This is a genomic window from Mesorhizobium quangtriensis, assembly GCF_040081925.1.
GTDB classification, from domain to species: Bacteria; Pseudomonadota; Alphaproteobacteria; order Rhizobiales; family Rhizobiaceae; genus Mesorhizobium_K; species Mesorhizobium_K quangtriensis.
Genome location: NZ_JBEBMF010000002.1, coordinates 970,321 through 995,964 on the forward strand (window position 1 = coordinate 970,321; position 25,644 = coordinate 995,964).

At 62.4% G+C, this 25,644-nt stretch carries 25 protein-coding genes and 1 tRNA gene; 12 read left to right on the plus strand and 14 right to left on the minus strand.

The window, feature by feature from the left end; all coding sequences use genetic code 11:
- Positions 1-99: 99 nt before the first annotated feature.
- Entirely contained in the window at positions 100-615 is a 516-nt protein-coding gene (locus ABMA32_RS13220; protein WP_349014739.1) for a DUF1134 domain-containing protein, read from the minus strand.
- Positions 616-953: 338 nt separating this feature from the next.
- Between ABMA32_RS13220 and chpT the strand changes: the two genes are divergently transcribed.
- Both chpT and ABMA32_RS13230 read left to right on the plus strand, forming a co-directional pair.
- Positions 954-1,583 (plus strand): histidine phosphotransferase ChpT, encoded by a 630-nt coding sequence (chpT, locus tag ABMA32_RS13225; protein ID WP_349014218.1) that lies wholly within the window; start codon positions 954-956, stop codon positions 1,581-1,583.
- A gap of 121 nt (positions 1,584-1,704) precedes the next feature.
- On the plus strand, positions 1,705-2,073 hold the full coding sequence (locus tag ABMA32_RS13230) for a response regulator (RefSeq protein ID WP_349014219.1): 369 nt from the start codon (positions 1,705-1,707) through the stop codon (positions 2,071-2,073).
- Between the two features lie 76 nt (positions 2,074-2,149).
- Here ABMA32_RS13230 and ctrA read toward each other — a convergent pair whose 3' ends face one another.
- Positions 2,150-2,845, minus strand: a complete 696-nt coding sequence (ctrA, locus tag ABMA32_RS13235) for a response regulator transcription factor CtrA (RefSeq protein ID WP_292767409.1) — start codon at positions 2,843-2,845, stop codon at positions 2,150-2,152.
- Between the two features lie 431 nt (positions 2,846-3,276).
- On the opposite strand from ctrA, the gene ABMA32_RS13240 reads away from it, so the two are divergent.
- Both ABMA32_RS13240 and ABMA32_RS13245 read left to right on the plus strand, forming a co-directional pair.
- The gene (locus ABMA32_RS13240; RefSeq protein WP_349014220.1) at positions 3,277-3,654 is read left to right on the plus strand and encodes a flagellar export protein FliJ; all 378 of its coding nucleotides are present in this window, start codon (positions 3,277-3,279) and stop codon (positions 3,652-3,654) included.
- Positions 3,655-3,715: 61 nt separating this feature from the next.
- Entirely contained in the window at positions 3,716-4,168 is a 453-nt protein-coding gene (locus tag ABMA32_RS13245) for a paraquat-inducible protein A (RefSeq protein ID WP_349014221.1), read from the plus strand.
- A 27-nt stretch (positions 4,169-4,195) separates the two neighbouring features.
- Here ABMA32_RS13245 and sciP read toward each other — a convergent pair whose 3' ends face one another.
- A complete protein-coding gene (gene sciP / locus ABMA32_RS13250; protein ID WP_023679563.1) occupies positions 4,196-4,471 on the minus strand; it encodes a CtrA inhibitor SciP in 276 nt (91 codons plus the stop codon).
- 247 nt (positions 4,472-4,718) lie between these two features.
- Between sciP and mnmA the strand changes: the two genes are divergently transcribed.
- Entirely contained in the window at positions 4,719-5,909 is a 1,191-nt protein-coding gene (mnmA, locus tag ABMA32_RS13255) for a tRNA 2-thiouridine(34) synthase MnmA (protein ID WP_349014222.1), read from the plus strand.
- 11 nt (positions 5,910-5,920) lie between these two features.
- Here mnmA and ABMA32_RS13260 read toward each other — a convergent pair whose 3' ends face one another.
- A complete protein-coding gene (locus ABMA32_RS13260) occupies positions 5,921-6,874 on the minus strand; it encodes a Gfo/Idh/MocA family protein (RefSeq protein WP_349014223.1) in 954 nt (317 codons plus the stop codon).
- A 211-nt stretch (positions 6,875-7,085) separates the two neighbouring features.
- Here ABMA32_RS13260 and ABMA32_RS13265 point away from each other — a divergent pair.
- A tRNA-Met gene (locus ABMA32_RS13265) sits at positions 7,086-7,162 on the plus strand.
- Between the two features lie 155 nt (positions 7,163-7,317).
- Here the strand turns inward: ABMA32_RS13265 and ABMA32_RS13270 are convergent.
- Positions 7,318-9,687: a trimethylamine N-oxide demethylase gene (locus tag ABMA32_RS13270; RefSeq protein ID WP_349014224.1), complete on the minus strand. Its 2,370-nt coding sequence runs from the start codon at positions 9,685-9,687 to the stop codon at positions 7,318-7,320.
- 236 nt (positions 9,688-9,923) lie between these two features.
- Between ABMA32_RS13270 and ABMA32_RS13275 the strand changes: the two genes are divergently transcribed.
- On the plus strand, positions 9,924-11,180 hold the full coding sequence (locus ABMA32_RS13275) for an aminopeptidase (protein ID WP_349014225.1): 1,257 nt from the start codon (positions 9,924-9,926) through the stop codon (positions 11,178-11,180).
- Positions 11,181-11,189: 9 nt separating this feature from the next.
- On the opposite strand, the gene ABMA32_RS13280 is transcribed toward ABMA32_RS13275, so the two are convergent.
- Both ABMA32_RS13280 and deoC read right to left on the minus strand, forming a co-directional pair.
- Positions 11,190-13,571 carry an aldehyde dehydrogenase family protein gene (locus ABMA32_RS13280; RefSeq protein ID WP_349014226.1) on the minus strand — a complete coding sequence of 794 codons (2,382 nt, stop codon included), beginning with the start codon at positions 13,569-13,571 and terminating at the stop codon, positions 11,190-11,192.
- A gap of 10 nt (positions 13,572-13,581) precedes the next feature.
- Entirely contained in the window at positions 13,582-14,577 is a 996-nt protein-coding gene (gene deoC / locus ABMA32_RS13285) for a deoxyribose-phosphate aldolase (RefSeq protein WP_349014227.1), read from the minus strand.
- A 159-nt stretch (positions 14,578-14,736) separates the two neighbouring features.
- Here deoC and ABMA32_RS13290 point away from each other — a divergent pair, with 159 nt between their 5' ends.
- From ABMA32_RS13290 to ABMA32_RS13310, 5 genes are all read left to right on the plus strand, one after another.
- Positions 14,737-15,450 carry a DeoR family transcriptional regulator gene (locus ABMA32_RS13290; RefSeq protein WP_349014228.1) on the plus strand — a complete coding sequence of 238 codons (714 nt, stop codon included), beginning with the start codon at positions 14,737-14,739 and terminating at the stop codon, positions 15,448-15,450.
- 187 nt (positions 15,451-15,637) lie between these two features.
- Entirely contained in the window at positions 15,638-16,405 is a 768-nt protein-coding gene (gene modA / locus ABMA32_RS13295) for a molybdate ABC transporter substrate-binding protein (RefSeq protein ID WP_349014229.1), read from the plus strand.
- A 24-nt stretch (positions 16,406-16,429) separates the two neighbouring features.
- Positions 16,430-17,134, plus strand: a complete 705-nt coding sequence (gene modB / locus ABMA32_RS13300; protein ID WP_349014740.1) for a molybdate ABC transporter permease subunit — start codon at positions 16,430-16,432, stop codon at positions 17,132-17,134.
- Positions 17,131-18,273, plus strand: coding sequence for a molybdenum ABC transporter ATP-binding protein (gene modC, locus ABMA32_RS13305; protein ID WP_349014230.1), 1,143 nt, complete (start codon positions 17,131-17,133; stop codon positions 18,271-18,273). Before modB ends, modC begins: the two co-directional genes overlap by 4 nt.
- A 43-nt stretch (positions 18,274-18,316) precedes the next feature.
- The gene (locus tag ABMA32_RS13310; RefSeq protein ID WP_349014231.1) at positions 18,317-18,664 is read left to right on the plus strand and encodes a winged helix-turn-helix domain-containing protein; all 348 of its coding nucleotides are present in this window, start codon (positions 18,317-18,319) and stop codon (positions 18,662-18,664) included.
- Positions 18,665-18,798: 134 nt separating this feature from the next.
- On the opposite strand, the gene ABMA32_RS13315 is transcribed toward ABMA32_RS13310, so the two are convergent.
- From ABMA32_RS13315 to gntR, 7 genes are all read right to left on the minus strand, one after another.
- A complete protein-coding gene (locus ABMA32_RS13315; protein WP_292765817.1) occupies positions 18,799-18,939 on the minus strand; it encodes a DUF1127 domain-containing protein in 141 nt (46 codons plus the stop codon).
- Positions 18,940-19,098: 159 nt separating this feature from the next.
- Positions 19,099-19,644 (minus strand): gluconokinase, encoded by a 546-nt coding sequence (locus ABMA32_RS13320; protein ID WP_349014232.1) that lies wholly within the window; start codon positions 19,642-19,644, stop codon positions 19,099-19,101.
- Between the two features lie 7 nt (positions 19,645-19,651).
- On the minus strand, positions 19,652-20,641 hold the full coding sequence (locus ABMA32_RS13325) for an ABC transporter permease (protein ID WP_349014233.1): 990 nt from the start codon (positions 20,639-20,641) through the stop codon (positions 19,652-19,654).
- Positions 20,638-21,618 carry an ABC transporter permease gene (locus ABMA32_RS13330; RefSeq protein WP_349014234.1) on the minus strand — a complete coding sequence of 327 codons (981 nt, stop codon included), beginning with the start codon at positions 21,616-21,618 and terminating at the stop codon, positions 20,638-20,640. Before ABMA32_RS13330 ends, ABMA32_RS13325 begins: the two co-directional genes overlap by 4 nt.
- Positions 21,615-23,168 carry a sugar ABC transporter ATP-binding protein gene (locus ABMA32_RS13335; protein ID WP_349014235.1) on the minus strand — a complete coding sequence of 518 codons (1,554 nt, stop codon included), beginning with the start codon at positions 23,166-23,168 and terminating at the stop codon, positions 21,615-21,617. Before ABMA32_RS13335 ends, ABMA32_RS13330 begins: the two co-directional genes overlap by 4 nt.
- Positions 23,169-23,236: 68 nt before the next feature.
- Positions 23,237-24,361, minus strand: coding sequence for a sugar ABC transporter substrate-binding protein (locus ABMA32_RS13340; RefSeq protein WP_349014741.1), 1,125 nt, complete (start codon positions 24,359-24,361; stop codon positions 23,237-23,239).
- A gap of 185 nt (positions 24,362-24,546) precedes the next feature.
- The gene (gene gntR / locus ABMA32_RS13345; RefSeq protein ID WP_349014236.1) at positions 24,547-25,578 is read right to left on the minus strand and encodes an HTH-type transcriptional regulator GntR; all 1,032 of its coding nucleotides are present in this window, start codon (positions 25,576-25,578) and stop codon (positions 24,547-24,549) included.
- Positions 25,579-25,644 lie beyond the last annotated feature (66 nt).

The window sequence follows — 25,644 nt, forward strand, 5'->3', positions numbered from 1 at the left end:
ATCAAAGTTGCTTCAAATTCGCCTCCGGAGAGCCGGCGCTTAAAGCGAAACGGCGGCCCGAAGCCGCCGCAAAGCAGGATTTCCTTCAGGATCGATCAATCAGAAGGGATTCCAGGTCGGCCTGTCCGTCAGTTTCAGGTAGCCGACATTGACGCCGAGGCGCGCCCCGACGCCGGTGCGGACCGGCACGAGCAGAATGTTGCCGTTTTTCAAAACGTTGAAGCCAAGCCCGGCGACGACATAGGCCGAACCCGCAACGCCCGCGAAGCGATTGTAGAGGTTCGGCACGTCGTCGAGGTTGTAGACGAGCATCATGGTGCGCGACCCCTGCCCGCCAAAATCCCAGCCAAGCGATGGCCCCTGCCAGAACACCTTATGATCGCCCGCGTTCTTCGTATAAAGCGTGCCTTCGCCATAGGTCAGGCCGCCAACGAGTGCGCCCGACCCCTCTTCGCCCAGGACATAGCCGTTCGGCAGGCCGTAGGAGGCGAATATGTGTTCGACGACGCTGGCTAGACCGCCCGACGTCGCTCCGAAGAAGCGATGGCCCGACTGGACGATTTCGTCTGCCGTGTACTCCTGCGCACGCACCGGCGCTGCCGAGAAGGCCAGCATGCAGGCAAGTGCGAACAGCGATAAGATGATCCGGAGCGATATCCGGTTGTTAAGTCGGGAAAACATGCTTCCAAATCTCCGTCCAGGAGCTATTCCGCCGACGCCTGCCCCGACTCGGCTCTTGCGGCCGATTCTTCGGAATGGAGGACAAACTAGGCCCCATTCCTTTTCCAACTGTTAAGCATGAGGAAGATGGCGGATCGATGACGGCGAAACTGCCTTCAGTCCGCAGAATCCTTGCCGCTGGCGGCGAGGCTGTATACCAATTGCGCGCGAGGGGTGGGTGGTGATTCGCATTGGGAGGCGTCCGGCTATTTTGACGAGGGGATCGATCGTTAATGTCTGACCTTTTTACGCTTTCCGCGCCCGATCTGGCGGCGTTGCTCTGCAGCCGCGTCTGTCACGATATCATTTCGCCGGTCGGCGCCATCAACAACGGACTTGAACTGCTTGACGAGGGCGGCGCGGACGAGGACGCGATGAACCTTATCCGCCAAAGCGCAAAGAATGCCTCGGCAAGACTGCAGTTCGCCCGAATCGCCTTCGGTGCGGCCGGTTCCGCCGGTATGCAGATCGACACGGGCGATGCCGAGACCGTCACCACCGCTTTCCTGAAGAACGAGAAGCCGGAACTGGTCTGGAACGGCGGCCGCGCGCTTCTTCCAAAGAATCAGGTCAAGCTCCTGCTGAATCTTGTCCTGGTGGCGCTTGCGGCTATCCCGCGCGGCGGAAAGATCACAGTCACGCTCGACGACGTGCATACGCAGGCGAAATTCACGCTCGCTTCCAGCGGTCCGATGCTGCGCGTCCCGCCGAAGTTCCTCGAACTGCATTCCGGCCACAAGCCGGAAGAGCCTATCGACGCGCATTCGGTGCAGCCCTACTACACGCTGCTGCTCGCGCGGGAGGCCAACATGACCATTTCGATCCATGCGACGGCAGAGGAAGTGGTGCTGAAGGCTGCGTAGGCATCCGGTTTTCGAAATTTTTACCTAACCGCTTCGCGGCTTGTTTACGCAATGGGGCTAAGGTGCTTGCATTCTGCCCGGAGCGTCCGTTCCGGCACAGTCAAGCAGGGACCGCGGGGACATGAAGCGCTGCCTTTTCGTCGATGATTCGGCCGTCATCCGGAAGGTGGCGAAGCGCATACTTGGTGGCCTGGACCTCCAGATCCTGGAGGCAGCGACCGGTTTCGACGCCATCGCAATCTGTGCAGCCGACATGCCGGAAATCATCGTCGTCGATGGCGCCCTTCCCGACATGACGAGCGTCGAGTTCATCCGCCGCGTGCGCGGCATCGACAGCCCTGTCAGACCCCAGATCGCGGTCTGCCTGACCGAAGTCGATATTGCCGCGATCATGCGCGCCAAGCGCGCCGGCGCGCAGGGCTATCTGCTGAAGCCGTTCAACCGGCCGCAATTGCTCGACCGCTTCCGCATCCTCGAGAACGCGGCCTGAAGCCAAACGAAATCAATGGGTTGAAACGAAAGAACCCGGCCTGAAGCCGGGTTCGATTTCCGTCGTGACGTAAGCGTCAGGCGCTTTCGCGAATGTCTTCTGGTTCGCGCAGCACATAGCCGCGGCCCCACACTGTCTCGATGTAATTCTGACCGCCGGACGCTGCGTCGAGCTTCTTGCGAAGCTTGCAGATGAAGACGTCGATGATCTTCAATTCCGGCTCGTCCATGCCGCCATAGAGGTGGTTCAGGAACATTTCCTTGGTCAGCGTGGTGCCCTTGCGCAACGAGAGCAGCTCCAGCATCTGGTATTCCTTGCCGGTCAGGTGAACCCGCTGGCCGCCGACCTCGACCGTCTTGGCGTCGAGGTTGACGATAAGGTCGCCGGTCTGGATGACCGACTGTGCATGCCCCTTGGAGCGGCGCACGATGGCATGGATACGGGCAACCAGTTCGTCCTTGTGGAACGGCTTGGTCATGTAGTCGTCGGCGCCGAAGCCCAGGCCGCGGACCTTGTCCTCGATGCCGGCCATGCCGGAAAGGATAAGGATCGGCGTCTTGACCTTGGAAAGGCGAAGCGTGCGAAGCACTTCGTAGCCCGACATGTCCGGAAGATTCAGGTCAAGCAGGATGATGTCATAATCATAGAGCTTGCCGAGATCCACGCCCTCCTCGCCGAGGTCAGTGGTGTAGACGTTGAAGCTCTCCGACTTGAGCATCAGTTCGATGCTCTGGGCGGTCGCACTGTCATCTTCTATCAGCAGAACGCGCATTCTATTCCCCTTTTCTGCTGCCGGACCGTCTCGAAAGGCATCCGGTATCGGAGCAGTTCATGCCTGAATCAGAAGCTGCCATCGAATGGTTAACAAAACATAATTCGACTTGGCAAGCAAAAACCGATCTTTCAGCTATCTGGCACACCATCTTGAATCTAAAGCCGAATCCAATCTCTCGCTTGTTCACTCACTGCTTTAATGAATTTATCTAAGCAGTTCGGTCAAAAGCAGTGGATTCGACGCAGTTGCGAACTCGGATTTTTACCCCGCCTTAAGTCCTGACACGTATGATTAACAATGCGCGTAAACGAATGGTTACCGCCGGCGAAATATCTTAGGATTTTGTTTCCTATGGTTCCGCGCTGGTGCCGTCGTCGACGCCGGAGGGTATTTTGTGAGGGCGTCGGCGTAGCCGGGAGTTTCGGACCATGAAGACACGTGACAATCTCGTGCGGCTCAAGCAGTTCCAGGTGAACGAGAAGCGTCGGCAGCTGCTGCAACTCGATATGATGATCGCCGAGTTCGAGCGCATGGCCAACGAACTCGATGTCCAGATCCTCGCCGAGGAAAAGAAAGCCGGCATCACCGACATCAGCCATTTCGCCTATCCGACCTTCGCCAAGGCTGCGCGCCAGCGCAGGGACAATCTGCAGAATTCTCAGCAGGATTTGCTCCAGCAGCGAACCATGGCGGAGAACATACTCAACGAAGCTGAAGCGGAGCTTTCCAAGGCGGAGGCGCTTGAGTCGCGCGACGCCAAGAACCGCGAAGTGGACACGGGCCTGCGCAGCGCGATGATCGGCTGATACAGACAGGGTTCAGCTCGCCATTCTTTTATAAGATCGCGGCCTGCGTTATGGCGAAGCGATGCGCTTTGCCCTCCCTATCACGCTGTTTGCCTCAGGCCTTTCCCTCGGGTTCGGCCTCGTCCTGCCACTGATCAGGATCGAAAGGCTCTACTTTCTTTCCGACGAACCCTCGCTTCTGAAAATCGTCGCCGGACTTTGGTCGGATGGCGAAATCGTGCTGGCGGCGATCATCGCGCTGTTTTCGATTATCTTGCCGTGCCTCAAGCTCGGGCTCCTGCACGTCGCGGCCTACACAGACGCCAACGAATCCATCAGCGTGCCGTCCTGGATCCGGGCTCTGTCGAACTGGTCGATGCTGGACGTGATGCTTGTCGCGCTGGTGATCTTCGCCGCCAAGACCAGCGGCCTTGCGACCGCGGTTACACAACCGGGGCTTTGGTTCTTCGCGGCGTCAGCCCTGCTGACGGCCGCGGCGTCCACGCTGTTGAAGCGCAGGTCCGGAAGAGCTTAGGGCGTCTCCCGGCTGGATGGTTCTGGCTTAGTGCCTGTACTGCTGGATGCGGGTCGTGCGCAGCCCGGCCAGCCCGTATTCGTCGATCGAAGCCTGCCAGGACAGGAATTCCTCGGTCGTGAGCTTGTAGCGCTGGCATGCCTCTTCAAGACTGAGCAACCCGCCGCGAACCGCCGCGACAACTTCGGCCTTGCGCCGGATGACCCAACGTCGCGTGTTGGTCGGGGGAAGGTCCGCGATCGTCAGCGGACTGCCGTCCGGGCCAATCACGTATTTGACTCGCGGTCTAATAAGATCGGTCATCGTACTCTCTACACAATCACAAACGCTACAGACGCAACGACCGTCACATTACGGCCACAGCTTTAAAAATTGCCTAAGCGTTTCCTAATGGGTAAGTAAGCTTCCTGAATCCGGCGTTAGGGATTTCGCTAAGATTTGAGGCAGCGGTCATTTCCTTTCGGCGAGGCGCGTTGGCATAACCCCGGGCCTTGACCTATATTCTGCTTTCGACAATGGCCTTTGCCACCACGCAACGGACTGCAATGTAATGAACAGCCTCGACCTTCCCGGAAGGCCGGAAGACACCCGCGTCGTCGTCGCCATGTCGGGCGGCGTCGATTCGTCGGTCGTCGCCGGTCTGCTGAAGCGCGAAGGCTATGACGTCGTCGGCATGACGCTGCAGCTTTACGATCACGGCGCCGCGGTGCATCGCGCCGGTTCCTGCTGCGCAGGACAGGACATCGACGACGCACGCCGCGTCGCCGAGACGCTAGGCATTCCCCACTATGTGCTCAACTATGAGCAGCGTTTTCGCGAGGCGGTGATAGACCCGTTTGCCGCGAGCTATGTCGCGGGCGAAACGCCCATCCCTTGCGTCTCCTGCAACCAGACGGTCAAGTTCGCCGACTTGCTTGCCACGGCCCGCGAACTGGGCGCCGATGCGCTCGCCACTGGCCACTACATCCGCAGCCGTTCCAATGGTGCGCACCGCGCGCTTTACCGCCCGGTGGATGCCGATCGCGACCAGAGCTATTTCCTTTTCGCCACGACACAGGCGCAGATCGACTACCTGCGTTTTCCGCTGGGCGACATGCCGAAGCCCGCCGTCCGCGCCATCGCCGAAGAGATGGGCCTGACCGTAGCCACCAAGGCGGACAGCCAGGACATCTGCTTCGTCCCGCAGGGCAAGTATTCGGACATCATCGCAAAACTGCGACCGACAGCCGCCAATCCCGGTGACATCGTACACATCGACGGCCGAGTGCTGGGCAGGCATGACGGCATCCTGCACTACACCATCGGTCAGCGCCGCGGCATCGGCATTGCGTCCGGCGAGCCGCTCTACGTCGTCCATATCGATGCGGAGCGCGCCCGCGTCATCGTCGGACCGCGCGAGGCACTCGAGACGCGTCGCGTATTCCTGCGCGACGTGAACTGGCTTGGCGACGCGCCGCTTTCAGAGATTCCCGACGAGGGCATCGAGCTTTTTGCCAAGGTGCGCTCGACGCGCCCGCCCCGCCCCGCCGTCCTGCGACGCGACGCATCGTCCGTCTGGGTCGAACTCGGCGAAGGCGAGTCCGGCATCGCCCGCGGCCAGGCGTGCGTCCTCTACAGCGACGAAGGCAACGAAGCGCGTGTCTTCGGCGGCGGCTTCATCGACCGCTCGCAGCGCGGCCGCGAGGCCGAGGCCATGCTGTCACGCCTTGCCGGGGAATCCGCAAGCGTCCCTGCCGAATAAGGGCTGCCATCTCAGACGTGCACGACGGTGCCGGCCGTCAGGATGCGAAGCACCGTGATCGCCTCCCCGCCGCCGGTGCGCGGCGCTTCCCGCGTCCTGATACAGTCGATGAAATGCTCGAGTTCGCGCGTCAGGGGCATTCCTGCGGCAACCTCGACATAGGTGGGGTCGTTTGCAGTGAACGCCCACTGGCCGCTGTCCTGCCAGACGGCATGCCGGTACACCGCGAGCTTCCTTTCCCACGGTTCGACATCGTCCATCACCGCCATGGCCTTGGTGCCGACAACCGTCAGGCGGCGCTCGCGATAGGGGTTCAGACGCGAAGCGAACAGGTGACTCCTGATGCCGCTGGGGAAACGCATATGGACGTGCGCGAAATCGGAAAGATGGTCGAGCAGGGCGGCCCCCTCGCCGCGCACCTCCGCAGGCGGCTCGCCGGTGATGGCGAGGATCATCGACAGGTCGTGCGGCGCCAGGTCCCACAGCGCATCGTTCTCGGTGTGGAACTTGCCGAGGCCAAGCCTGTGCGAATGGATGTATTTGACGTCGCCGAGTTCCCCCGCGTCGATCAGTTCCTTCAGCTTCTCGAAGGCGGGATGGAAACGCAGCACATGGCCGACCATGAAGATGCGCGCATTGGCCTTGGCCGCCGCCACGGCGCGCTCGCCATCGGTGACAGTCAGCGCGATGGGCTTTTCCACCAGAACATCCTTGCCGGCCTCGACCGCGCGAATAGCCGTCTCCGCATGGAATTGCGGCGGCAACGCCATGACGATGGCGTCCACGTCGTCCCGCGCGAAAAGCGCCTCGGGATCGAGCGCCAGGCACTCATTCTCGCTGGCAAAGCCTTCGGCGCGCGCGCGGTTCGCATCGGCCACAGCATGGAGCGCGCCAAGACCTTTGAGCGTACGGATGTGGTTCGAGCCCCAATAGCCGCAACCAAGGACTGCAATGCGCGGATTCATCACTTGCCAACTCAGGAAATTGTGACGGACACATAACGGCGCCGCCCCGCGAACTCAAGGCATGCGGCCAAATGCCAGGTAAGGGCAAACTTCGCCCGGAAACTGGGCCCCTCCAGCGTTGGCAGCTTGACAGCCTTGCCACACGAAACGTATATCCGCGTCACCTTGAGGGTCGCTTGGAACAGCCCTGCTGTTTCCGTGCTGCCGGATTGGCGGAGTAGCTCAGTTGGTTAGAGCACGGGAATCATAATCCTGGGGTCGGGGGTTCAAATCCCTCCTCCGCTACCATCCAGTCCCCACCACAGCCTGCCGGAGTCTCGCCGACAGGGCGCATTCAATGCCGAAATCTTCGATTTTTCCCGGCAAATAAGCAGCAATCGATAAATCCGATCCGCCCGCCAGCCGGGTGTCCCGGATGTGGCGCGATCGGAACGCTGGGCCGCCTACGATCTCGGCCTGGTCTTCTGCGGGTCGAAGTGGGGGAAGGCGACGATCTTTGCGGGCAGGCGTTTCTGGTGGCCGTCGAGCTTGCCGATCTCGACTTCGGTGCCGATGTCGGAGTGTGCGATATCGACCCGGGCGAGCGCGATGTTCTTGCCGAGAACCGGAGAGCGCATCGACGAGGTGACGACGCCGATCTGCGGCCGCCCGACATGCACGCAGTCGCCGTGACCGACAGCGACGTTGCCCGATATCTCCAGCCCGACGAGCTTGCGCGCCGGGTGTTCCTTTCGGCGAATGAGAGCGTCGCGGCCGATGAAGTCGTCGGGCTTGGTCTTGAGCGGCACGGTGAAGCCGATGCCGGCCTCGAACGGGTCTGTCTCGTCGGAGAACTCGTGGCCGGCAAACGCCAGCCCGGCCTCGATGCGCACCATGTCGAGCGCCGCCATGCCCATCGGCTTCAGCCCATGCGACTGCCCGGCTTCCCACACCGCGTCGAACACTGTCTCTGCATCGCGCGGATGGCAGAAGATCTCGTAGCCGAGTTCGCCGGTATAGCCGGTGCGCGATACCACCACCGGCACGCCCTGCGCGTCGCCGACGCGCGCCACCGCGAAGCGGAACCATTCGAGTTCGGTGATCGACGGTTGCTTGGGCGATGTCCAGATGATCTCCTTCAGGATATCGCGGCTGTTGGGGCCCTGCACGGCGATGTTGTGCATCTGGTCGGTCGAGCAGCGGACCATCACCTTCAGGCCGAGCTTCTCCGCCTGCTGGCGCAGCCAGGTGCCGCCAAAATCGTCGCCGCCGATCCAGCGGAAGTTGTCCTGGCCGAGCCGCAGAAGCGTGCCGTCGTCGATGACGCCGCCATGCTCGTAGCACATCGACGAATAGACGACCTGGCCGACCGAAAGCTTCTTCACGTCCCGTGTCAGCACATATTGCAGCAGCGCCTCGGAATCCGGCCCCGTCACCTCGAACTTCCTGAGCGGCGACAGGTCCATCACCACCGCCTTCTCGCGGCAGGCCCAGTATTCCTCGATCGGCCCCGCCTTGGCGAAGGAGTTGGCCAGCCAGTATCCCTTGTACTCGATGAAGTCGCGCGTGTGCTTGGCGAAGCTCGAATGGAAGGCGGTCTCTCGGGTCATGACGGGTTCGGCGTCCGGGCTCATTCTTCTGGCTATCGCTCGAGTGAACTTTTCCGCCCCGCTATAGGTACGGACATGGATGTCGGTCAGGTTCCAGCCATTGGCCGGCGTGGTGTCGTCCGGGCAGGCCGACGAGACGCAGACCAGGTCGGTTAGCGCACGCATGAGCACATAGTCGCCCGGCCGCGACCACGGCTCGTCGGAGACGACAAGGCCGTGCGCGTCGATGGCGGTGTTGAAGAAGAAGTTCGCCGCCATCCAGCCGGCGCGCGGCGTCACCCCATGCTCGGCCAGCACGGAGTTGAAGTTGGTCGAGCAGTTCGGGTGGCCGGGATAGCCGATGTCGTCGTAATATTTGGCGGCGCAAGCGAGCGCGAAGGCGTCGTGGCGGCCGCATGTGTCCTGCACCACCTCGACCAGTGGCTCCATGTCCTGGTCGTAATACTTCGAGAACAGGCCCGGCATCGGATAGCTCGACCCCATCAGCGTGCGCGTCGTCGTCACGTCGAGCGGCAGGTCGCGTCCCTTGTCGAGCTTGCGCGCGGAGAAGCACTGGAAGTCGGTGCACTGGCGCCCATCGACGTCGATGATCTGGATGTAGTCGCCGGCCTTGACGAAATAGGCCTCGGCCGTCATCGACCTGACGCGCCGGTCGAGCACCGGATCGGCGAGCGGGTCCGGCAGATCGAAGGACTTCACCGGCTTCACCGTCGCGCGCGCAATCGTCAGCGTCAGCGGCGTAACGGTGTCCTGGTCCTCGAGCGACATCGGTCCGCCGGGTGCGGCCACGATCAGCGAGCCGTCCCGCAGCACTACGAAACTCTCTTCGGCTCCAGCCGGCGTCGTCGCATCGAAGAAGCGGATCGCCTCGACGCCGGCGAGATTGATGCCACGCCGTTCGATCTTGCGGCGAAACTGCAAGAGGCTTTCCTCGCCGGACAGCAAAAGCGCCTTCAGGCCGGCGGCACTGCTGTTGCCCCGTGCCCCAAGCACCCCCGGATCGGCGCGCCCGTCAGACCCAAGCGCGACCAGTTCGCAGGCCTGTCCGCCTTCCGCGTTCAGCACCGTCACCCGGTCGCCCGCGCCGACCTCGACCAGCAGCGCCCCGCCCCCCGGCACGACGTAGCGCTCCACACCCGCCGGCAGCGAAAACCGCCCCGGCCGCACAATCGCGCTCGCCCGCGGAGGACCGGAGACAACAGTGGGGTAAACAGCCGCTCGCATTTTGACTTCTGCCTCCCTGCAGCGTCACGGAAATTCGCGACCCTTTTGCGCCATCGCACCTGTTCACACAAGGTCCAGCCGGATGTTGCAGCTGCCGCCAACACGGTCACCCGACGATCGCAGAGCGGACGACTATGCAAATTTCGGTTTGCATACCGATGCCACGTCTCGAATATGACTTGTCGATTTGTCGGCAATCAATACATCAGGCCGTAAGAAAATAGGGAGCCAGAACCATGACCCTCGCCGCCGACGCGAACGCATCCTTGATCGACCCTGCGAAGCTTGATCGTCTGGGCGAAGTGGCGGTTCGCGTCGGGCTCAATCTGCAGCCTGGGCAGGATCTGCTCATGACGGCGCCCACCGCTGCGCTGCCGCTCGTGCGCAGCATCGCCAAACACGCCTACAAGGCAGGCGCGGGTCTGGTGACGCCCCTCCTGTCCGACGAAGAGGTCACGCTTGCCCGCTACCGGAATGCGCCGGACGCAAGCTTCGATCGTGCAGCGGGATGGCTTTACGAAGGAATGGCGAAAGCTTTCTCGGCCAACACGGCGCGTCTTGCGATCGTAGGCGACAATCCGCTGCTTCTCGCTGGCGAAGACCCGCAGAAGGTCGCGCGCGCCAACAAGGCGAATTCGACCGCCTACCAGCCGGCACTTGAGAAGATCGTCGGTTTCGACATCAACTGGAATATCGTCGCCTTTCCGGGTGCAGCATGGGCGAAACAGGTGTTTTCGTCCGATGACGAGAGCACGGCGGTGAAGAAGCTCGCCGACGCGATCTTCGCGGCTTCGCGGGTGGATGTCGCCGATCCGATCGCCGCCTGGGCGGAACACAACAAGACCCTGCGCCAGCGCACCGACTGGCTGAATGGCGAGCGCTTCTCGGCCCTTCACTTCAAGGGACCCGGAACGGACCTCACCATCGGGCTTGCCGACGGCCACGAATGGCAGGGCGGCGCTTCGACAGCGAAGAACGGCGTCGTCTGCAATGCCAATATCCCGACCGAGGAAGTCTTCACCACGCCGCACGCGCTGCGGGTCGATGGACATGTCAAAAGCACCAAGCCTCTCTCCTATCAGGGCACCCTGATCGACGAGATTGCCGTTCGTTTCGAGGCCGGCAGGATCGTCGAGGCCAAGGCCTCCCGCGGCGAGGAAGTGCTGAACAAGGTGCTGGACACCGACGAAGGCGCACGTCGTCTCGGCGAAGTCGCTTTGGTGCCGCATTCCTCGCCAATTTCGAAGAGCGGCATCCTGTTCTTCAACACGCTGTTCGACGAGAACGCGTCGTGCCACATCGCGCTCGGCCAGTGCTACTCGAAATGCTTCGTCAATGGCGACAAGCTGACACCGGAGCAGATCGCCGCGCAGGGCGGCAACAAGAGCCTGATCCATATCGACTGGATGATCGGCTCTGGGCAGATCGACATCGACGGTATCCGCGCCGACGGAAGCCGCGTACCGGTCTTCCGCCAGGGCGAGTGGGCGTAGGAAACTCCGCTACTCGCCGTAGGGCACCCAAATATTCTTGACCTGTGTCGAACGACGCAGGAACTCGCGTCCTTGCGCCTCGACGCCGTGCCAGTCGCGAGCACCGTTCCAGACCGGCTTCAGGTTGCCCGCGGACGCCTTGTCGACAAGTGCCGCGTCGACGCCACCATTGAAATTCCAGAGCGCGGAAACCTCGTCATGGTCGGCAAGCGTCTTTGCCAGTTCCGCCGCATTGCCGGTGACGATGCTGAGCACGCCGGCCGGCACATCGCTCGTGTCGACAATCTGGTAGAAATCGGTCGCCGCGAGCGGATAACGCGATGACGGAACCGCTATGACCCGGTTGCCGGTTGCGAGAGCGGGCATGACAAGCGAAACGAAGCCCAGCAACGGTGCGTCGTCGGGACACAGCACGCCCATGATGCCGTATGGCTCGTTCATCGCGAGCGTCACGTGACGCGACTTTGTCGAATGCACGGCGCCGTCATGCTTGTCGGCGAACCCCGCGTAGAAGAAGGTACGCCGGATCGCAGCTGCGACCTCATCAGTCGCAGCACGCTTCGATGCACCTGTCATCACGCGCAGTCTTTCCTCGAATTCCCCCGCTCGAGCCGACAGATTCTCGGCAAGGTAATACAGAATCTGCGCGCGGTTGTGGGCCGTGGCGGCACCCCAGCTTTCGGCTTTCGTCGCGGCCTCGACCGCGTTGCGGATGTCCTTGCGGTTGCCGAGGCCGGCGAGCCCTATCTGCTTTCCCGCTGCATTCGACACGGCATAGCTGTAGCCGCTGTCGGGCCTCGCTTGCTTGCCGCCAATGTAGAGCTTTGCGGTCCGATCCACCTCGTCTGTGGCAACGATCTGCGCGTCGGCCGCAGGCGCGGCAACGAGCGTCGCCTTCGCACTATCCTTGCCCTTCGGCTTCGCCTCACCGGCCACGAGATACTCGAACAGCCCTTCGCGGCCGCCTTCGCGGCCATAGCCGCTCTCGCGATACCCGCCGAAGCCCGCGGCCGCGTCGAAAAGATTGGTCGCGTTGATCCAGATGACACCGGCCTTGATCCGTGACGCGACATCGAGGCTGCGGTTGATGTTTTCCGACCAGATCGAAGCAGCAAGACCGAAGCGCGTGTTGTTGGCGAGCGCTACCGCCTCGTCTGGCGTGCGGAAGGTCATGGCCACCAACACCGGCCCGAAAATCTCGACGACCGCCACGGTTGAAGCGGGCTCGACACCGGTCATCAGCGTCGGGGCAAAGAAGGTGCCGGTGCCGGGAATTGAAATGGATGGCTGGAAGACCTCCGCGCCCTCTTTCTTGCCGGTAGCCACCAGCGACGTGATCCGCTCGAGCTGTTCGGCCGAGACGACAGCGCCGATGTCGGTCGACTTGTCGAGCGGTGAACCGACGCGCAATGTCTCCATGCGGGCACGCACCTTGGCGTAAAGCTTCTCGGCGATGCCTTCCTGAACGAGCAGGCGCGAACCCGCGCAGCAGACTTCGCCCTGATTGAACCAGATCGCATCGACCAGCCCCTCGACGGCGCTGTCGAGATCGGCGTCGTCGAAAACGATGAAAGGCGACTTGCCGCCCAGTTCCAGCGAGAGCTTCTTGTCCGATCCTGCGGTGGCAGTGCGGATGATCTTGCCAACGTCCGTCGAGCCCGTGAAGGCGATCTTGGCGACGCTTTCATGCGCGACGAGAGCGGCGCCTGTATCACCTTCACCCGTCACGATGTTGACGACACCGGCGGGCAAGCCGACCTCGCGGCAGATTTCGGCGAAGGCAAGCGCGGTCAGCGGCGTCTGCTCGGCCGGCTTCAGCACCACGGTGTTTCCCGCCGCGAGCGCCGGCGCGATCTTCCAGGCGAGCATGAGCAGCGGAAAGTTCCAGGGGATGACCTGACCGCAGACGCCAACCGGTCGATATCCGGGAAACTCGCTTTCCAGCAGCTCGGCCCAGCCGGCGTGATGGTAGAAGTGACGCGCCACCAGCGGGATGTCGATGTCGCGCGTCTCGCGGATCGGCTTGCCGTTGTCCATCGTCTCAAGGACGGCGAGGAAACGGTCCCGCTTCTGGATGTTGCGGGCGATGGCGTAGAGATATTTCGCGCGCTCGTGGCCTGAGAGCTTCGACCAGCTCTTGAAGGCGCGCGCTGCCGCCGCGACCGCATTATCGACATCTTCGGTCGTACCCAGCGCAACGCGGGCGAGCGGCTTTCCGTCGGCGGGATTGGTAACCTTAAAGCTCTTGCCCGCGGCAGGATCGGTAAACTTGCCGCCGATGAAATGGCCGAAGCCAGCCTTGTGCGCCTCCAGCCAGGCGACGACATGCTCGTTGCCTTCGGGTGCCGGGCCGTAATCCATGCTCTTCAGGACGTCCTTGACGTGAACCATGCTGCGTTCCTCAGGCCATCGGATGACGGTAGGTGGCCGAATAGCGGCCGGTCACGAAATGCTCGAGCTGGCGCTCGATGTCGGCAAGCATCGAACTCGCGCCGATGCGAAAGAGGTCCGGCTCCAGCCACGGACGACCGAGTTCCTCCTTCATCAGAATCAGCCAGTTCATCGCGTCCTTGGCCGTCTTCAGCCCGCCGGCCGGCTTGAAGCCGACGCGGTAACCCGTTTCCTCGCCATAGTCGCGCAGCGCACGGAGCATGACGAGACTGACCGGCAACGTCGCGTTGACGTCTTCCTTGCCCGTCGAGGTCTTGATGAAGTCGGCGCCGGCCTGCATCGACACCATCGAGGCCTTGTAGACATTGCGCAGCGTCTTCAGGTCGCCGGTCGCGAGGATGACCTTGAGATGCGCTTCGCCGCAGGCTTCCCGCATCGCCGTGACTTCGTCGTAGAGCGCCTGCCATTCCTGATCGAAAACCAATGCGCGGTTGATGACGATGTCGATCTCTCCCGCCCCCTCGCCGACCGCGTACTTTATCTCTTCGAGCCGCTGCGGCAGCGGCGTTAGTCCGGTGGGAAAGCCCGTAGCGACGGACGCCACCGGTATGCCGGAGCCCTTCAATGCCTTCACCGCGGCGGGCACCATCGTTGGGTAGACGCAAACAGCGCCGACCGTCGGCGGCGCGTCCTCCAGACCGAGCCCCTTGAGCAACGCGTCGCTCAAGGGCCGTTTCGCCTTGGCGCAGAGACGCTGCACCCGACCCGGCGTGTCGTCGCCCGCAAGCGTCGTCAGATCGATGCAGGTCAGGGCCTTCACCAGCCAGGCAGCCTGATATTCCTTCTTTACGGTCCGACGTGTCGGCAGGGTCGCCGCCCGTCGTTCGACTGCGCTCAGATTGACCTGGATCGACTCGAAGGCATCCGGACGAAGTGGGATACCTGCGTTTCGATGCGAATTTCGCAAAGCCTCCGGCTGGGCCAGGGCGACTGCCGTTCCTTGCATGGCTGGTCCTCCAAACGCTTGACCTACCCGGCACAAGCCACATAATGTAACATAACAAACATTATGTTTCATTCGTCTCATATGGACGAAGGGAATGTCAAGGCCGATGTAGTGTCGTGACCGCAGTCGGCAACGTCACCAGATGGTTCCGGAGACCCGATGTCCAGAACGAGCCTGAAGAGCGAAAGACTCGAAAAGCTTGCCGTCATGCTTGCCGTGCAAAGTCCGCTCAAGCTGGAGGTGGCGGCCGCAGAACTCGGCGTGTCGGAAATGACCGTGCGCCGCGACGTGCTGGACTCCGGCGGTCGCTTCACCTGTCTCGGCGGCCATGTCATCGGCGCGCAGAACGATATCGCCGGCGACTATGTCCTCGAACAGGAGATCGATCACCACGCAGCAGCCAAGGCTAAAGCCTGCGCCAGAGCTGCCAATCTGGTCGAAGACGACGACACGATCTTCATCGACTGCGGAACCACGACACCTCATCTCGCGGCGATGATTCCGCAAGACCTGCGCCTGACCGCTGTCTGCTATTCGCTCAACATCGCGGACATCCTCAGTCGCCGCCAGAACACGCGGCTGATCCTGCTTGGCGGCTTGTTTCACCCTGAAGCGGCTTCGTTCTCCGGCGACGTCGCCTTGCAGGAACTCCAGCGCCTCAGCATCAACAAGGCCTTCATCTCGGCAGGCGGTGTCGACGAGCAGCGCGGCGTCACCTGTTCCCATTTCCACGAAGTTCCGGTGAAGCAGGCGGCGATGGCGCGCTCCGTCCAATCCCATCTGGTCGTCGACTCGAGCAAGTTCGACAAGGTGCGGCCGGCATTTTTCGCGCAAACCGACGCGTTTGTGTCGATCTGCTCCGACCGCGGATGACCTGACGCGCTATAGCCGAAAGAATCTGTCCGCAGCGTACGGGTGGCGACGAAAATCGATACCGTTTCGTCGTTTGACTTCGAATGGCCTTTCACGGTTATATTCATTTGGATATATCGCTGTCGTCATGCGCAAATCGATACGGGAGAATTTTATGCGTAATCAACGGACCGGAATTGCAACGATAATGGCTGCGGGCTTTGCCGCATTGCTTCTCGCGGGAGGCTCCGGCGCACTGGCGCAGGAGAAGGTCACGGTCTTTGCAGCGGCCAGCCTCAAGAATGCGCTCGACGCGGTCAACGCCGCCTGCGAGGCCGAAGTCGGCGAACAGGCCACGATCTCCTACGCGGCAAGCTCCGCGCTCGCGAAGCAGATCGAGGAAGGCGCGCCTGCGGACATCTTCATGTCGGCAGACCTCGACTGGATGAAATACCTCTCCGACAAGAGCCTCATCAAGGCAGATACCGAAACCAAGCTGCTCGGCAACAGCATCGTGCTGATCGCGCCGGCGGATTCGGCGGCCTCGCTCGAGATCGGGCCTAACTTCGACCTCGCCGGCGCGCTCGGTGGCGGCAAGCTCGCCATGGCGAACGTCGAATCCGTGCCGGCCGGCAAATACGGAAAAGCATCGCTGGAAGCGCTGGGCGTCTGGTCGTCCGTCGAAGGCAATGTCGCGCAGGCCGAGAACGTCCGCGCCGCACTTGCGCTGGTCTCGACCGGCGAAGCCCCTCTCGGCATCGTCTACAAGACGGATGCCGCGGCCGACCCGAAGGTCAAGATCATCGGCACCTTCCCGGAAGGCACGCACCCGCCGATCATCTATCCTGTCGCCCAGACGGCTGATTCGAAGGATGCGGAGACCCCGGCGTTCCTGAAATGCCTGCAGACGGCCAAAGCAAAAGACTTGTTCGAGGCGCAGGGTTTCACGGTTCTAGCTCCGGTCGCCTCGAACTAGGAAACTTACTGGAGAATGCAATCGATGCAGTGGCTGCTGGACCTCACTCCGGACGAGTGGGATGCGGTCCGGCTGTCCATAAAGGTCTCGGCGGTGGCGATGGTTTTCAGCCTGCCGCCGGGCATCATTATCGCGCTTCTGCTGGCGCGGGGCCGGTTCTGGGGCAAGTCCATCCTTAACGGGATCGTCCACCTGCCCCTGATCCTGCCTCCGGTGGTGACCGGCTACCTGCTTCTCATCACCTTCGGGCGACGCGGCCCGGTCGGCGCCTTCCTCGACCAGCATTTCGGCATCGTCTTTTCGTTTCGCTGGACTGGCGCGGCGCTGGCCTGCGGCATCATGGCTTTTCCGCTGATGGTTCGCGCCATCCGCCTGTCGATCGAGGCGGTCGACCGCAAACTGGAAGCCGCTGCCGGCACGCTCGGCGCAAACCCGCTCTGGGTCTTCGGGACGATCACGCTGCCGCTCATCCTGCCCGGCATCGTAGCGGGCATGATCCTCGCTTTCGCCAAGGCGATGGGCGAATTCGGCGCGACGATCACCTTCGTCTCCAACATCCCAGGCGAGACGCAGACGCTGCCGTCCGCCATCTACACCTTCACGCAGGTTCCCGGCGGGAACGCCGGCGCGCTACGCCTCACCATCATATCCATCATCATCGCCATGGCGGCGCTAGTCGCCTCCGAGGTGGTGGCGCGTCGGATCAGCAGGCGGATAGAGATCGAATGAGCCTGTCGGTCGCCCTCCGCCATCGCCTCGGCGACTTCAGGCTCGACGTCGCCATCGAGAGCAACGGCCGATTGACCGCGCTTTTCGGGCCATCCGGCTCCGGCAAGACATCGCTGGTCAATCTGCTAGGCGGATTGCTTCGTCCCGACGAAGGCAGGATCGTTGCCGACAGCCGCGTGCTGGTCGATACGAAAGCCGGGATTTTCGTCCCGAAGCACAAGCGGCGCATCGGCTACGTCTTTCAGGACGCGCGGCTCTTCCCTCACATGACGGTTTCGCAGAACCTCCTATATGGCCGCTTTTTCGCTCCGACCACCGAACGGTACGGCGATCTGGATGGCGTTGTCGCGCTGCTGGGTATCGGCCACCTGCTGGACCGCAAGCCTGGTTCGCTCTCAGGTGGAGAAAAACAACGCATCGCGATCGGACGCGCGCTCATGGCCAGCCCACGGCTTATCCTCATGGACGAGCCGCTGGCCTCGCTCGACGACAACCGCAAGGCGGAGATCATGCCTTATATCGAACGCCTGCGTGACGAGACGAAAATCCCGATCGTCTATGTCAGCCATTCGCTGGGCGAAGTGGCGCGGCTGGCAACCGATATGGTCGTCCTCGACAGCGGCAAGGTTGTGGTCGCTGGACAGGCGTCGGATGTTCTCAGGCGGCTGGACCTGCTGCCGGCGGATGAGCGCGGTGAAGGCGGCGTTGTGCTCGACATGCGCGTGTCGGGTCGCGACGACGCGTTCGGGATGACAACTCTTGTGTCCTCAGCCGGCGAAATACAGGTCACTGGACTGGACGCCGAGCCCGGCACGGCGGCGCGGGTGCGAATCCGCGCGCGCGACGTGATCGTCGCCGCGGAGCGGCCAACAGGACTCAGCGCCCTGAACATCCTGCCTGGAACCATCGCCAGCATTCGCACGGGCGCGGACCCCTTCGCGGACGTGCTGATCGACTGCAACGGCCAGCACATCGCAGCCCGCATCACCAGGCAATCCTCCGAGGCGCTTGGACTGCGACCGGGCTTGCCGGTCTTCGCGATCATCAAGTCGGTCACCTTCGACCGTGCGAACACGGCGAGCGTCGCGGCGGGACACCCGCAGCCGCAGGACAAGACAATCAACGAAAAGGTCGAATAGGATGGCCAGACGACGCAGCCACAGAGCGACCGGAGCACGAACGATGCCATCGCTGAGCCTGAGGATAAACCTCGATCCCGAGGGCCGAATCGGACCGGGCAAGATCGAACTTCTGGAACAGATCGCGGCTTTCGGCTCGATATCGGCCGCCGCGCGCAACATGGACATGTCCTACAAGCGTGCCTGGGATCTGGTCGAGGAAATGAACCGGCTGTTCGGCAAGCCGGTGGTTTCCGCGCAAACGGGGGGGCGCAAGGGCGGCGGCGCGCAACTCACCCCTGTCGGTCTCGCGATCGTCAGCCGTTTCCGCGCGATAGAGCGGGCTGCGGAATCGGCAGCACAGCAGCATATGACGGCGCTGCAGGCGGAGATCGCTGCCGTCCAGATTTAGGGGAGTTCACCCCGGAAAAGAAAAGAACCCGCCAGGAATACCTGACGGGTTCTTGAGGGGTAGGCCAGCGCTCGGGAGGGAGGAGGAACGCTGACCTGTTCGGCGGACGGGAGGGAACCGCCGAAATCTCGTCGTTAGCGACCGCCGCGGGCGATCGAGTGAATCTCAGCCCGGGTGATGCCCAGGTCGTTGAGTTCGCGGTTCGAAAGGCGGCTCAGCTCGTTCACGGTATCGCGATAGCGGCGCCAGTTACGGAAGTTACGGATAAGGCTCATGATTTCTTCTCTCTATTCTCAGCGTCTTTGGGCTGTTCTCGTTTGCAACGCTCAGATAGTGGTCATTCACTGCCTATAAAATGGACGAGTTTGCATAGCATTTATGCAGGCGCCGCATAGCGGGTTAACAAGCTATGTCCTGGATCAGGAGGTCCGAGCCTAGCCGACTGGCGCTTTGGAAAGAGCCTTCACCGCCGTGGCCACAAGCTCAGCGGGGGGTCTCGATGCATCCAGCACGACGACATGCTCCTCGCCGGTCGGCGGCTGCAGGTCGGCGAATTGGCTGTCGATCAGGCTGGCCGGCATGAAATGGTTCTTGCGCGCCGCAACACGTTCGGCAGCGGCATCCCGGGAGATTTCCAGATAGACGAAGCGAAGGCGTCTGCTCGCCAGCCGCAGCCGGTCGCGGTAGATGCGCTTCAGGGCCGAACAGGTGACGACCAGCCCTCTTCTCTTCGCCTCCGCGTTGGCGATCTCGATGGCAATGGCGTCGAGCCAGCCCCATCGATCCTCGTCCCGTAAGGGCATGCCGGCCGACATGCGGCTTACGTTTGCGGGCGGATGAAAATTGTCTCCCTCCGCAAAGTCCATCCCAAGCGCCTCGGCCAGTCCGGACCCGATCACGGTCTTGCCCGAACCGCTGACCCCCATCACGACAACGATAGGTAACTGATTTCCGGAAATGCTTTTCGCCTCTCGGTCCATTCAAAAATCACCGGCTCGCCGGCGCGCGGCCATACAGCAGCAGCATGGAAACGATCACGACACCGTAGATGATCTGGCGACCCGCTTCGGGCATCTGCATGACTGACAGGATCGATTGCAGGAGCGTGATGAGGATGATGCCTGCGACGGTGCCCAGATAGGAACCACGCCCGCCCAGGATGGACGTGCCGCCGAGCACAACCGCCGCGATCGCCGGCAGCAGGTAGGCATCGCCCATCGACTGCGCGGCCTTCGAGGCGTAGCCGGCCAACAGCACGCCGCCGAACGCCGAGAGCCCGCCGGCAATGGCAAAGGCGATCAGGACGATGCGCCGCGTGTCGACGCCCGAGAGATAGGCCGCACGCTCGCGGTTGCCGATGGCATAGACAGAGCGGCCGAAGGTTGTGCGGGTGAGCAGGAAGACCGTCGCGGCACCGATCAGCGCCCAGACGATGACTGCGTTGGGCACGCCGGGAATGAGAGAGCCTGTAGCCAGATAACGCATGGCTGCGGTTGCCGAATCCTGCGGCGAGAAGCCGCCCGTGTAGACGACCATCAGGCCCTGCGCGACGGCGTTCGTCGCAAGCGTCACGATCATCGAGGGAATGCGCAGATAGGCGACGCCGATGCCGTTCACGACGCCAATCAGGACGCCGCATAGAATGCCGAACGGGATCGCGAGAGCGACACCGGTCGGACCGAAGGCCGCCGCCGCTGACGCCATCATCGCGCCCGTAGCGACCGCCCACGGCACGGACAGGTCGATCTGGCCGAGCAGGATGACGAGCATCATGCCGGTCGCGATCACGCCGAGGAAGGAGGCGACCTTAAGCTGCTGCAGCAGATATTCCGGCGACAGGAAGCTCGGCGAATAGAGGCTGCCGAAGACAAGCAAGGCGACAATGCAGGCAAACGCTGTCGCGACTGCCGGATCAGCGTTGCGCAGTAATTTCGGCATGCGGCTCATTGCTCCGCCTGATGTGACCGTGTCACTCATCCGAACCACTCCAGACGGTTCTTGACCCGGAACAGCGCGAATGCGCCAAGGCTCACCGCGAGCAGCAGCACCACGCCCTGGAAGAGCGGCTGCCAAAGCGGATCAAGATCGAAGACGAACAGCAAGTCGCCGATGGTGCGGAACGCGAAGGCACCGAAGATCGCACCGATGACACTGCCGCGCCCGCCGAAAAGGGAGACGCCGCCGAGCACCACGGCTGCGATGGAAAACAGCGTATAGGCATTGCCGCTCGCATAGGCTGCCTCGCCTGTGTAAGTGAAGAAGGTCAAGAAGAGACCGCCGATAGAAGCGAGAAGGCCGGCAAGCGTGTAGGCGAGGAACTTGCCGCGCTTGATCGGTACGCCGGACATGTAGGCAGCGACTTCCGAGGAGCCGGCGGCATAGGCGGCGCGACCATAGACCGAGCGGCTGAACGGCACCCAGATGATCAGGACAGTCGCAAGCAGCGTCACAAGGCTCGCCGGAACGAAGCCGAAAAGCCTGCCGGTGAGGGCATCGGCAAGATCCTCGTTCACCGAGCCGCCGGGAAAGGGTCGTAGCAGAAGCGCGATGCCGAAATATACCGCACCGGTCGCGATCGTCGCAACGATTGGCTGGAGGCGGCCGTAGATCACGATCGCCCCATTCAGCGCTCCGCAGAGAATGCCAACAAACAGCACCGCGATGACACCAAGCGTCGTCTCGACCGGCCCGCCGACGACGAGCCAGGAAGCAAGGCAGTTCGTCAACAGAAAGATCATGCCGACCGAAAGGTCGATGCCTGCGGTGATGACGACCAGCGTCTGCGCCATGGCGACGAAGGCGAGCAGCACGCCCTTGTTGGAAGCTGTCTGCACCACATTAGCGGTGAAACCGGCCGGGTGGTTCGACGTGTAGAGGATGAACATCGCAACGAAGATGCCGAGCGCGAGCAGCGTTCCCTTCTGCGCGGCGAACCAGAAACGCCATTCGCTCATGGGTGTGCCCTCGCCATCTTCTCGGCCTGCGCAACGTCGATGTTGAGCGCGCTGGCGATCAGCGCGTGTTCGGTGATCTCGTCGCCTGCCAGTTCCCGCTTGATCGCGCCGTCATAGAGCACGAGCACGCGATCACAGCAGCCAATCAGCTCGTCATAGTCGGTCGAATAGAACACGATCGCCGCGCCCTCGTCGGCGAGACGGCGCAGCAGCTGGTAGATTTCCTGCTTGGTGCCGACATCAATGCCGCGCGTCGGATCGTTGAGCAGGATGATGCGCGGATGCCGCATCAGCCACTTCGCGATGACGACCTTCTGCTGGTTGCCACCCGACAACGCGCCTACCGGGACTTCAAGTCCGGCGGTCTTGATGGCGAGCAGCTTGACCATCTCGTCGAGCAGCCGGTCTTCGGCCGCACGATCGATAATGCCGTGCTTCGACACCTTGTCCATCGCGGAAAAGGCAAGATTCTCGCGAACGCTCATGGGCAGCATAAGGCCTTCGGTCTTGCGGTCCTCGGGGATCAGCGCCATGCCGATCTCGCCTGAACTCGCCTGCGCGGGACTTCCGAGCCTGACCGGCTTGCCGTCGATGACGACCTCGCCGCTGCAGCCACGCAACACGCCGAAGAGCGCCAGCAGCAATTCCCGCTGCCCTTGGCCGTCGAGCCCTCCAAGGCCGATCACCTCGCCCGGCCGCACCGCAAAACTGATGTCGGTCAGCCGGTCGGTCCAGGTAAGTCCCCGGCACTCGAGGATGGGCTTGGCCGTGCTGTTTGCCGCCGACTTCGGCGGGAACACGTTTTGGTATTCACGGCCGATCATCAGTTCGATGACTTCGGTGTCGGACTTGGTCCCCGCCTTGTAGGTCGCGATCTTGCGCCCGTTGCGGAAGACCGTGCAGTCGTCGGCAAGCTCGGCGATCTCGTGCATGCGGTGCGAGATGTAGAGCAGCGCCAGACCTTCCTCGCGCAAACGCTTAAGGACGTCGAACACCTTGGACACGTCGGCTGCGGTCAACGCCGAGGTCGCTTCGTCGAGGATCAGGATGCGCGGCTTACGCGCCAGCGCCTTGGCGATCTCGACCATCTGACGTCGTGACAGCGGCAGGTCCTTGACCAGCGCCGAAGGGTGGATGTCCGAGGCGCCAGCGCGTGCAAGCGCCTCCTCAGCGATCCTGCGCTGCGCCTTGCGGTCGATCATGCCGAACTTCTTCGGCGGATCGGAAATGACGATGTTGTCGGCGACGCTGAGTTCCGGGATCAGCGACAGCTCCTGGAAAATACAGACCACTCCGGCCCGGTTGGCGGCGGCAGGCGAGTCGAAAGTGACCTCGCGACCGTCAAGGACAATGCGTCCCTGATCCGGCGCGACGACGCCCGACATGACCTTGATGAGCGTGGATTTGCCGGCGCCGTTCTCGCCGAGGATCGCATGGATGCGGCCGGCATGGACGACGAGGTCCGCATCTTCCAAAGCACGCACGCCGCCATAGCGTTTGGAGATGCCCTCCATCTGCAGGAGCGGCGTCTCCTCCGAAGCCGTGTCCATGAAACCTCCCCGATCCGACAAGGCGACCGGCGCCACGATGGTTTGCGGCGCCGGTCGATATCGACAGACTACTGGTTTTCCTTCGACTGACCCATGATCTCCTGGGCCGTGAAGTTGATACCGCAGGTGGGGAAGGAATTGCCGACGAAGAAATTGTCGGATTCGTTCGGGAAGAAGTCGACGCCTTCCTTGAAGTCCGGATCGGAGACGATCGCCAGCGGCAGCTTCACAGTCTGCGGGAGCACTTCGCCTTCAAGCGCGGCGATCGCCGTCTTGATGGCGACTGCGACCTGCGCGGGTCCGGAACCAGCCGAGGTGCACTTCAGCCCTTCTCCGGCGAACTTCGCGCAGAACTTGCGGAAGCCGTTTTCCGTCTCGCCTCCTACTGGCACGAATGGGTGATTGGCGTCGATCACCGCCTGAATGGTGCCGGTGGATCCGCCCTGCACGGTGATGCCGTCAAATTTCTTGTGTACGGCGATCGCGTCCGCCGTCGCTTTCTGGGCGGTCGGGTCATCCCACTTGCCCAGTACTTCGACCACTTCCCAGTTCTTGCCGCTGGCGGCGAAGCGCTCGTGGATGCCGTTGTGACGGTCGGTGTCGACCGACGTGCCGGCGACGCCGCGCACCTCCAGGATTTTGCCGCCATCAGGCAGATGCTCGATCAGCCAGTCGCCCCAGAGTTCGCCGAGGCCCTTTTGGTCGACGTTGACGTTGATGGCGTCCTGGGTGTCGAGAATGTTGTCGAATGCCACGAGCACGACGCCCGCATCCTTGGCGCGCTTGATGACAGGCGCGAAGGCGGTCGGGTTCTGCGCGTTGACGACGATCGCGTCATATCCGGAATCGATGAAGTTGTTGATCGCCGAGATTTGCGCCGGAACATCCTCGCCGGTGGAGACGACCTTGAACTCCTTCAGCTTCGCCGCCACGTCGGGCTGCGCCGCATAGGCCTTGGCCGTCTGGATCATCTGGATGCGCCAGGTGTTGGCGATATATCCGTTTGCCAACGCGATACGATACGGACCTTCCTTCTTCGGGAATTTGAAGAACTTGGTATCCTGCCTCCACGGCACGAAACATTCGGGATTGCCGGCCGGGCCACTGACGATTTCAGGCTCGGCCATCGCGGTTGTGCTGAGCATAGTCATTGCAGCGGCGGCGATTACGCCGCCCAAAAGCGCCTTCATGATGCATTCCTCCCTTATACTTGCGGCAGCGAACGCCGACACAAGACCTCCAGCGCGGGTTCGGCCACGCCGCCGACGGCCATAGCGGCCGCTGATCCTCCAGTCCACGCCGCCTCCCAGCAGCTTGAACATCCTGATGGTAGCGCTACCAATTCGGTCTGTAAAGCAGGATTCTCACGAAGGCGTGATCAATTCTGGCGATCCGTGCTTTCACGGCGACGGAGCTCGAAACCAAGATCGACGACACGATTTTCAGGCCGCGAACCTCCTATCGCAGCCATCGCCATGCTGACCGCCTGACGACCGATCTCATACCGGTAGGTCCTGATACTGGTCACCGACGGGTATGCCACCTGCATCATATCGAGATCGTTGAAACCGCAGATACTGATCGTCTGGGGCACGGCGATTGCAGCACGATGGCATTCGAAAAGGACGCCGAGCGCCAGGTCGTCATTGTTGCAGAACACACCGTCGAGCAACGGCATCTTGGCGAGCGCATCCCTAAAGAGATCACGGCCGAGAGTCACGCTGGAAGGCACCGGCGTGGTCGTCACGAGCCGCGGATCGTAGAGGCCCGCCGCCTTCATCGCCGCAGTGTAGCCGGCGAGGCGACGCTGCGAACGCGGATCCATGCGCGCGCCGAGAAAACCGATGCGCCGACAGCCGGTCTCGATCAGGTGGTTGGTAGCCGAGCGACCGCCCTCGAGATGCGAGAGGCCGACCATCATGTCGATGGGGTCCGGTCCGATCTCCATGATCTGGACCACGGGGCAGTCAGCCGTTTCGAGCAACCGGCGGGCGGTATCGGTCTGGTCGATGCCGGAGACGATCAAGGCTGCCGGCCGCTGGCTTAGAAAGAGCTGGAGCAGGCGCTCTTCTTCCAGCCCGGAATAATGCGTGTTGGCGAGCTGGACGCGGAATGGTCCGTCCGAGAGGCTGTCATAGATGCCGCGTACGACCTCGGCGAAGACGTTGTTGGTGAGCGAGGGGACCAGTACACCAAAGACCTCCGCGCGCGCCGAGGCGAGAGCACGAGCATTGGGGTCCGGCACGTAGCCTAGTTCGTCGACTGCCTGCTGAATCTGCTGGCGGAGAGCTTCCGAGACGCGCTCCGGCTCGCGCAGCGCGCGCGACACGGTGATCGCGCCGACGCCGGCCAGCCTGGCGACATCGGCAATGGTAGGCCGTCCGCCTCCCCTGCGCGTACGCGGCTTCATCCCGAGTGAATGCCTCCCCGAATTCCTTCCGGCCAGTATAGTCCGAACAGTTCCCCTGTGAACAAG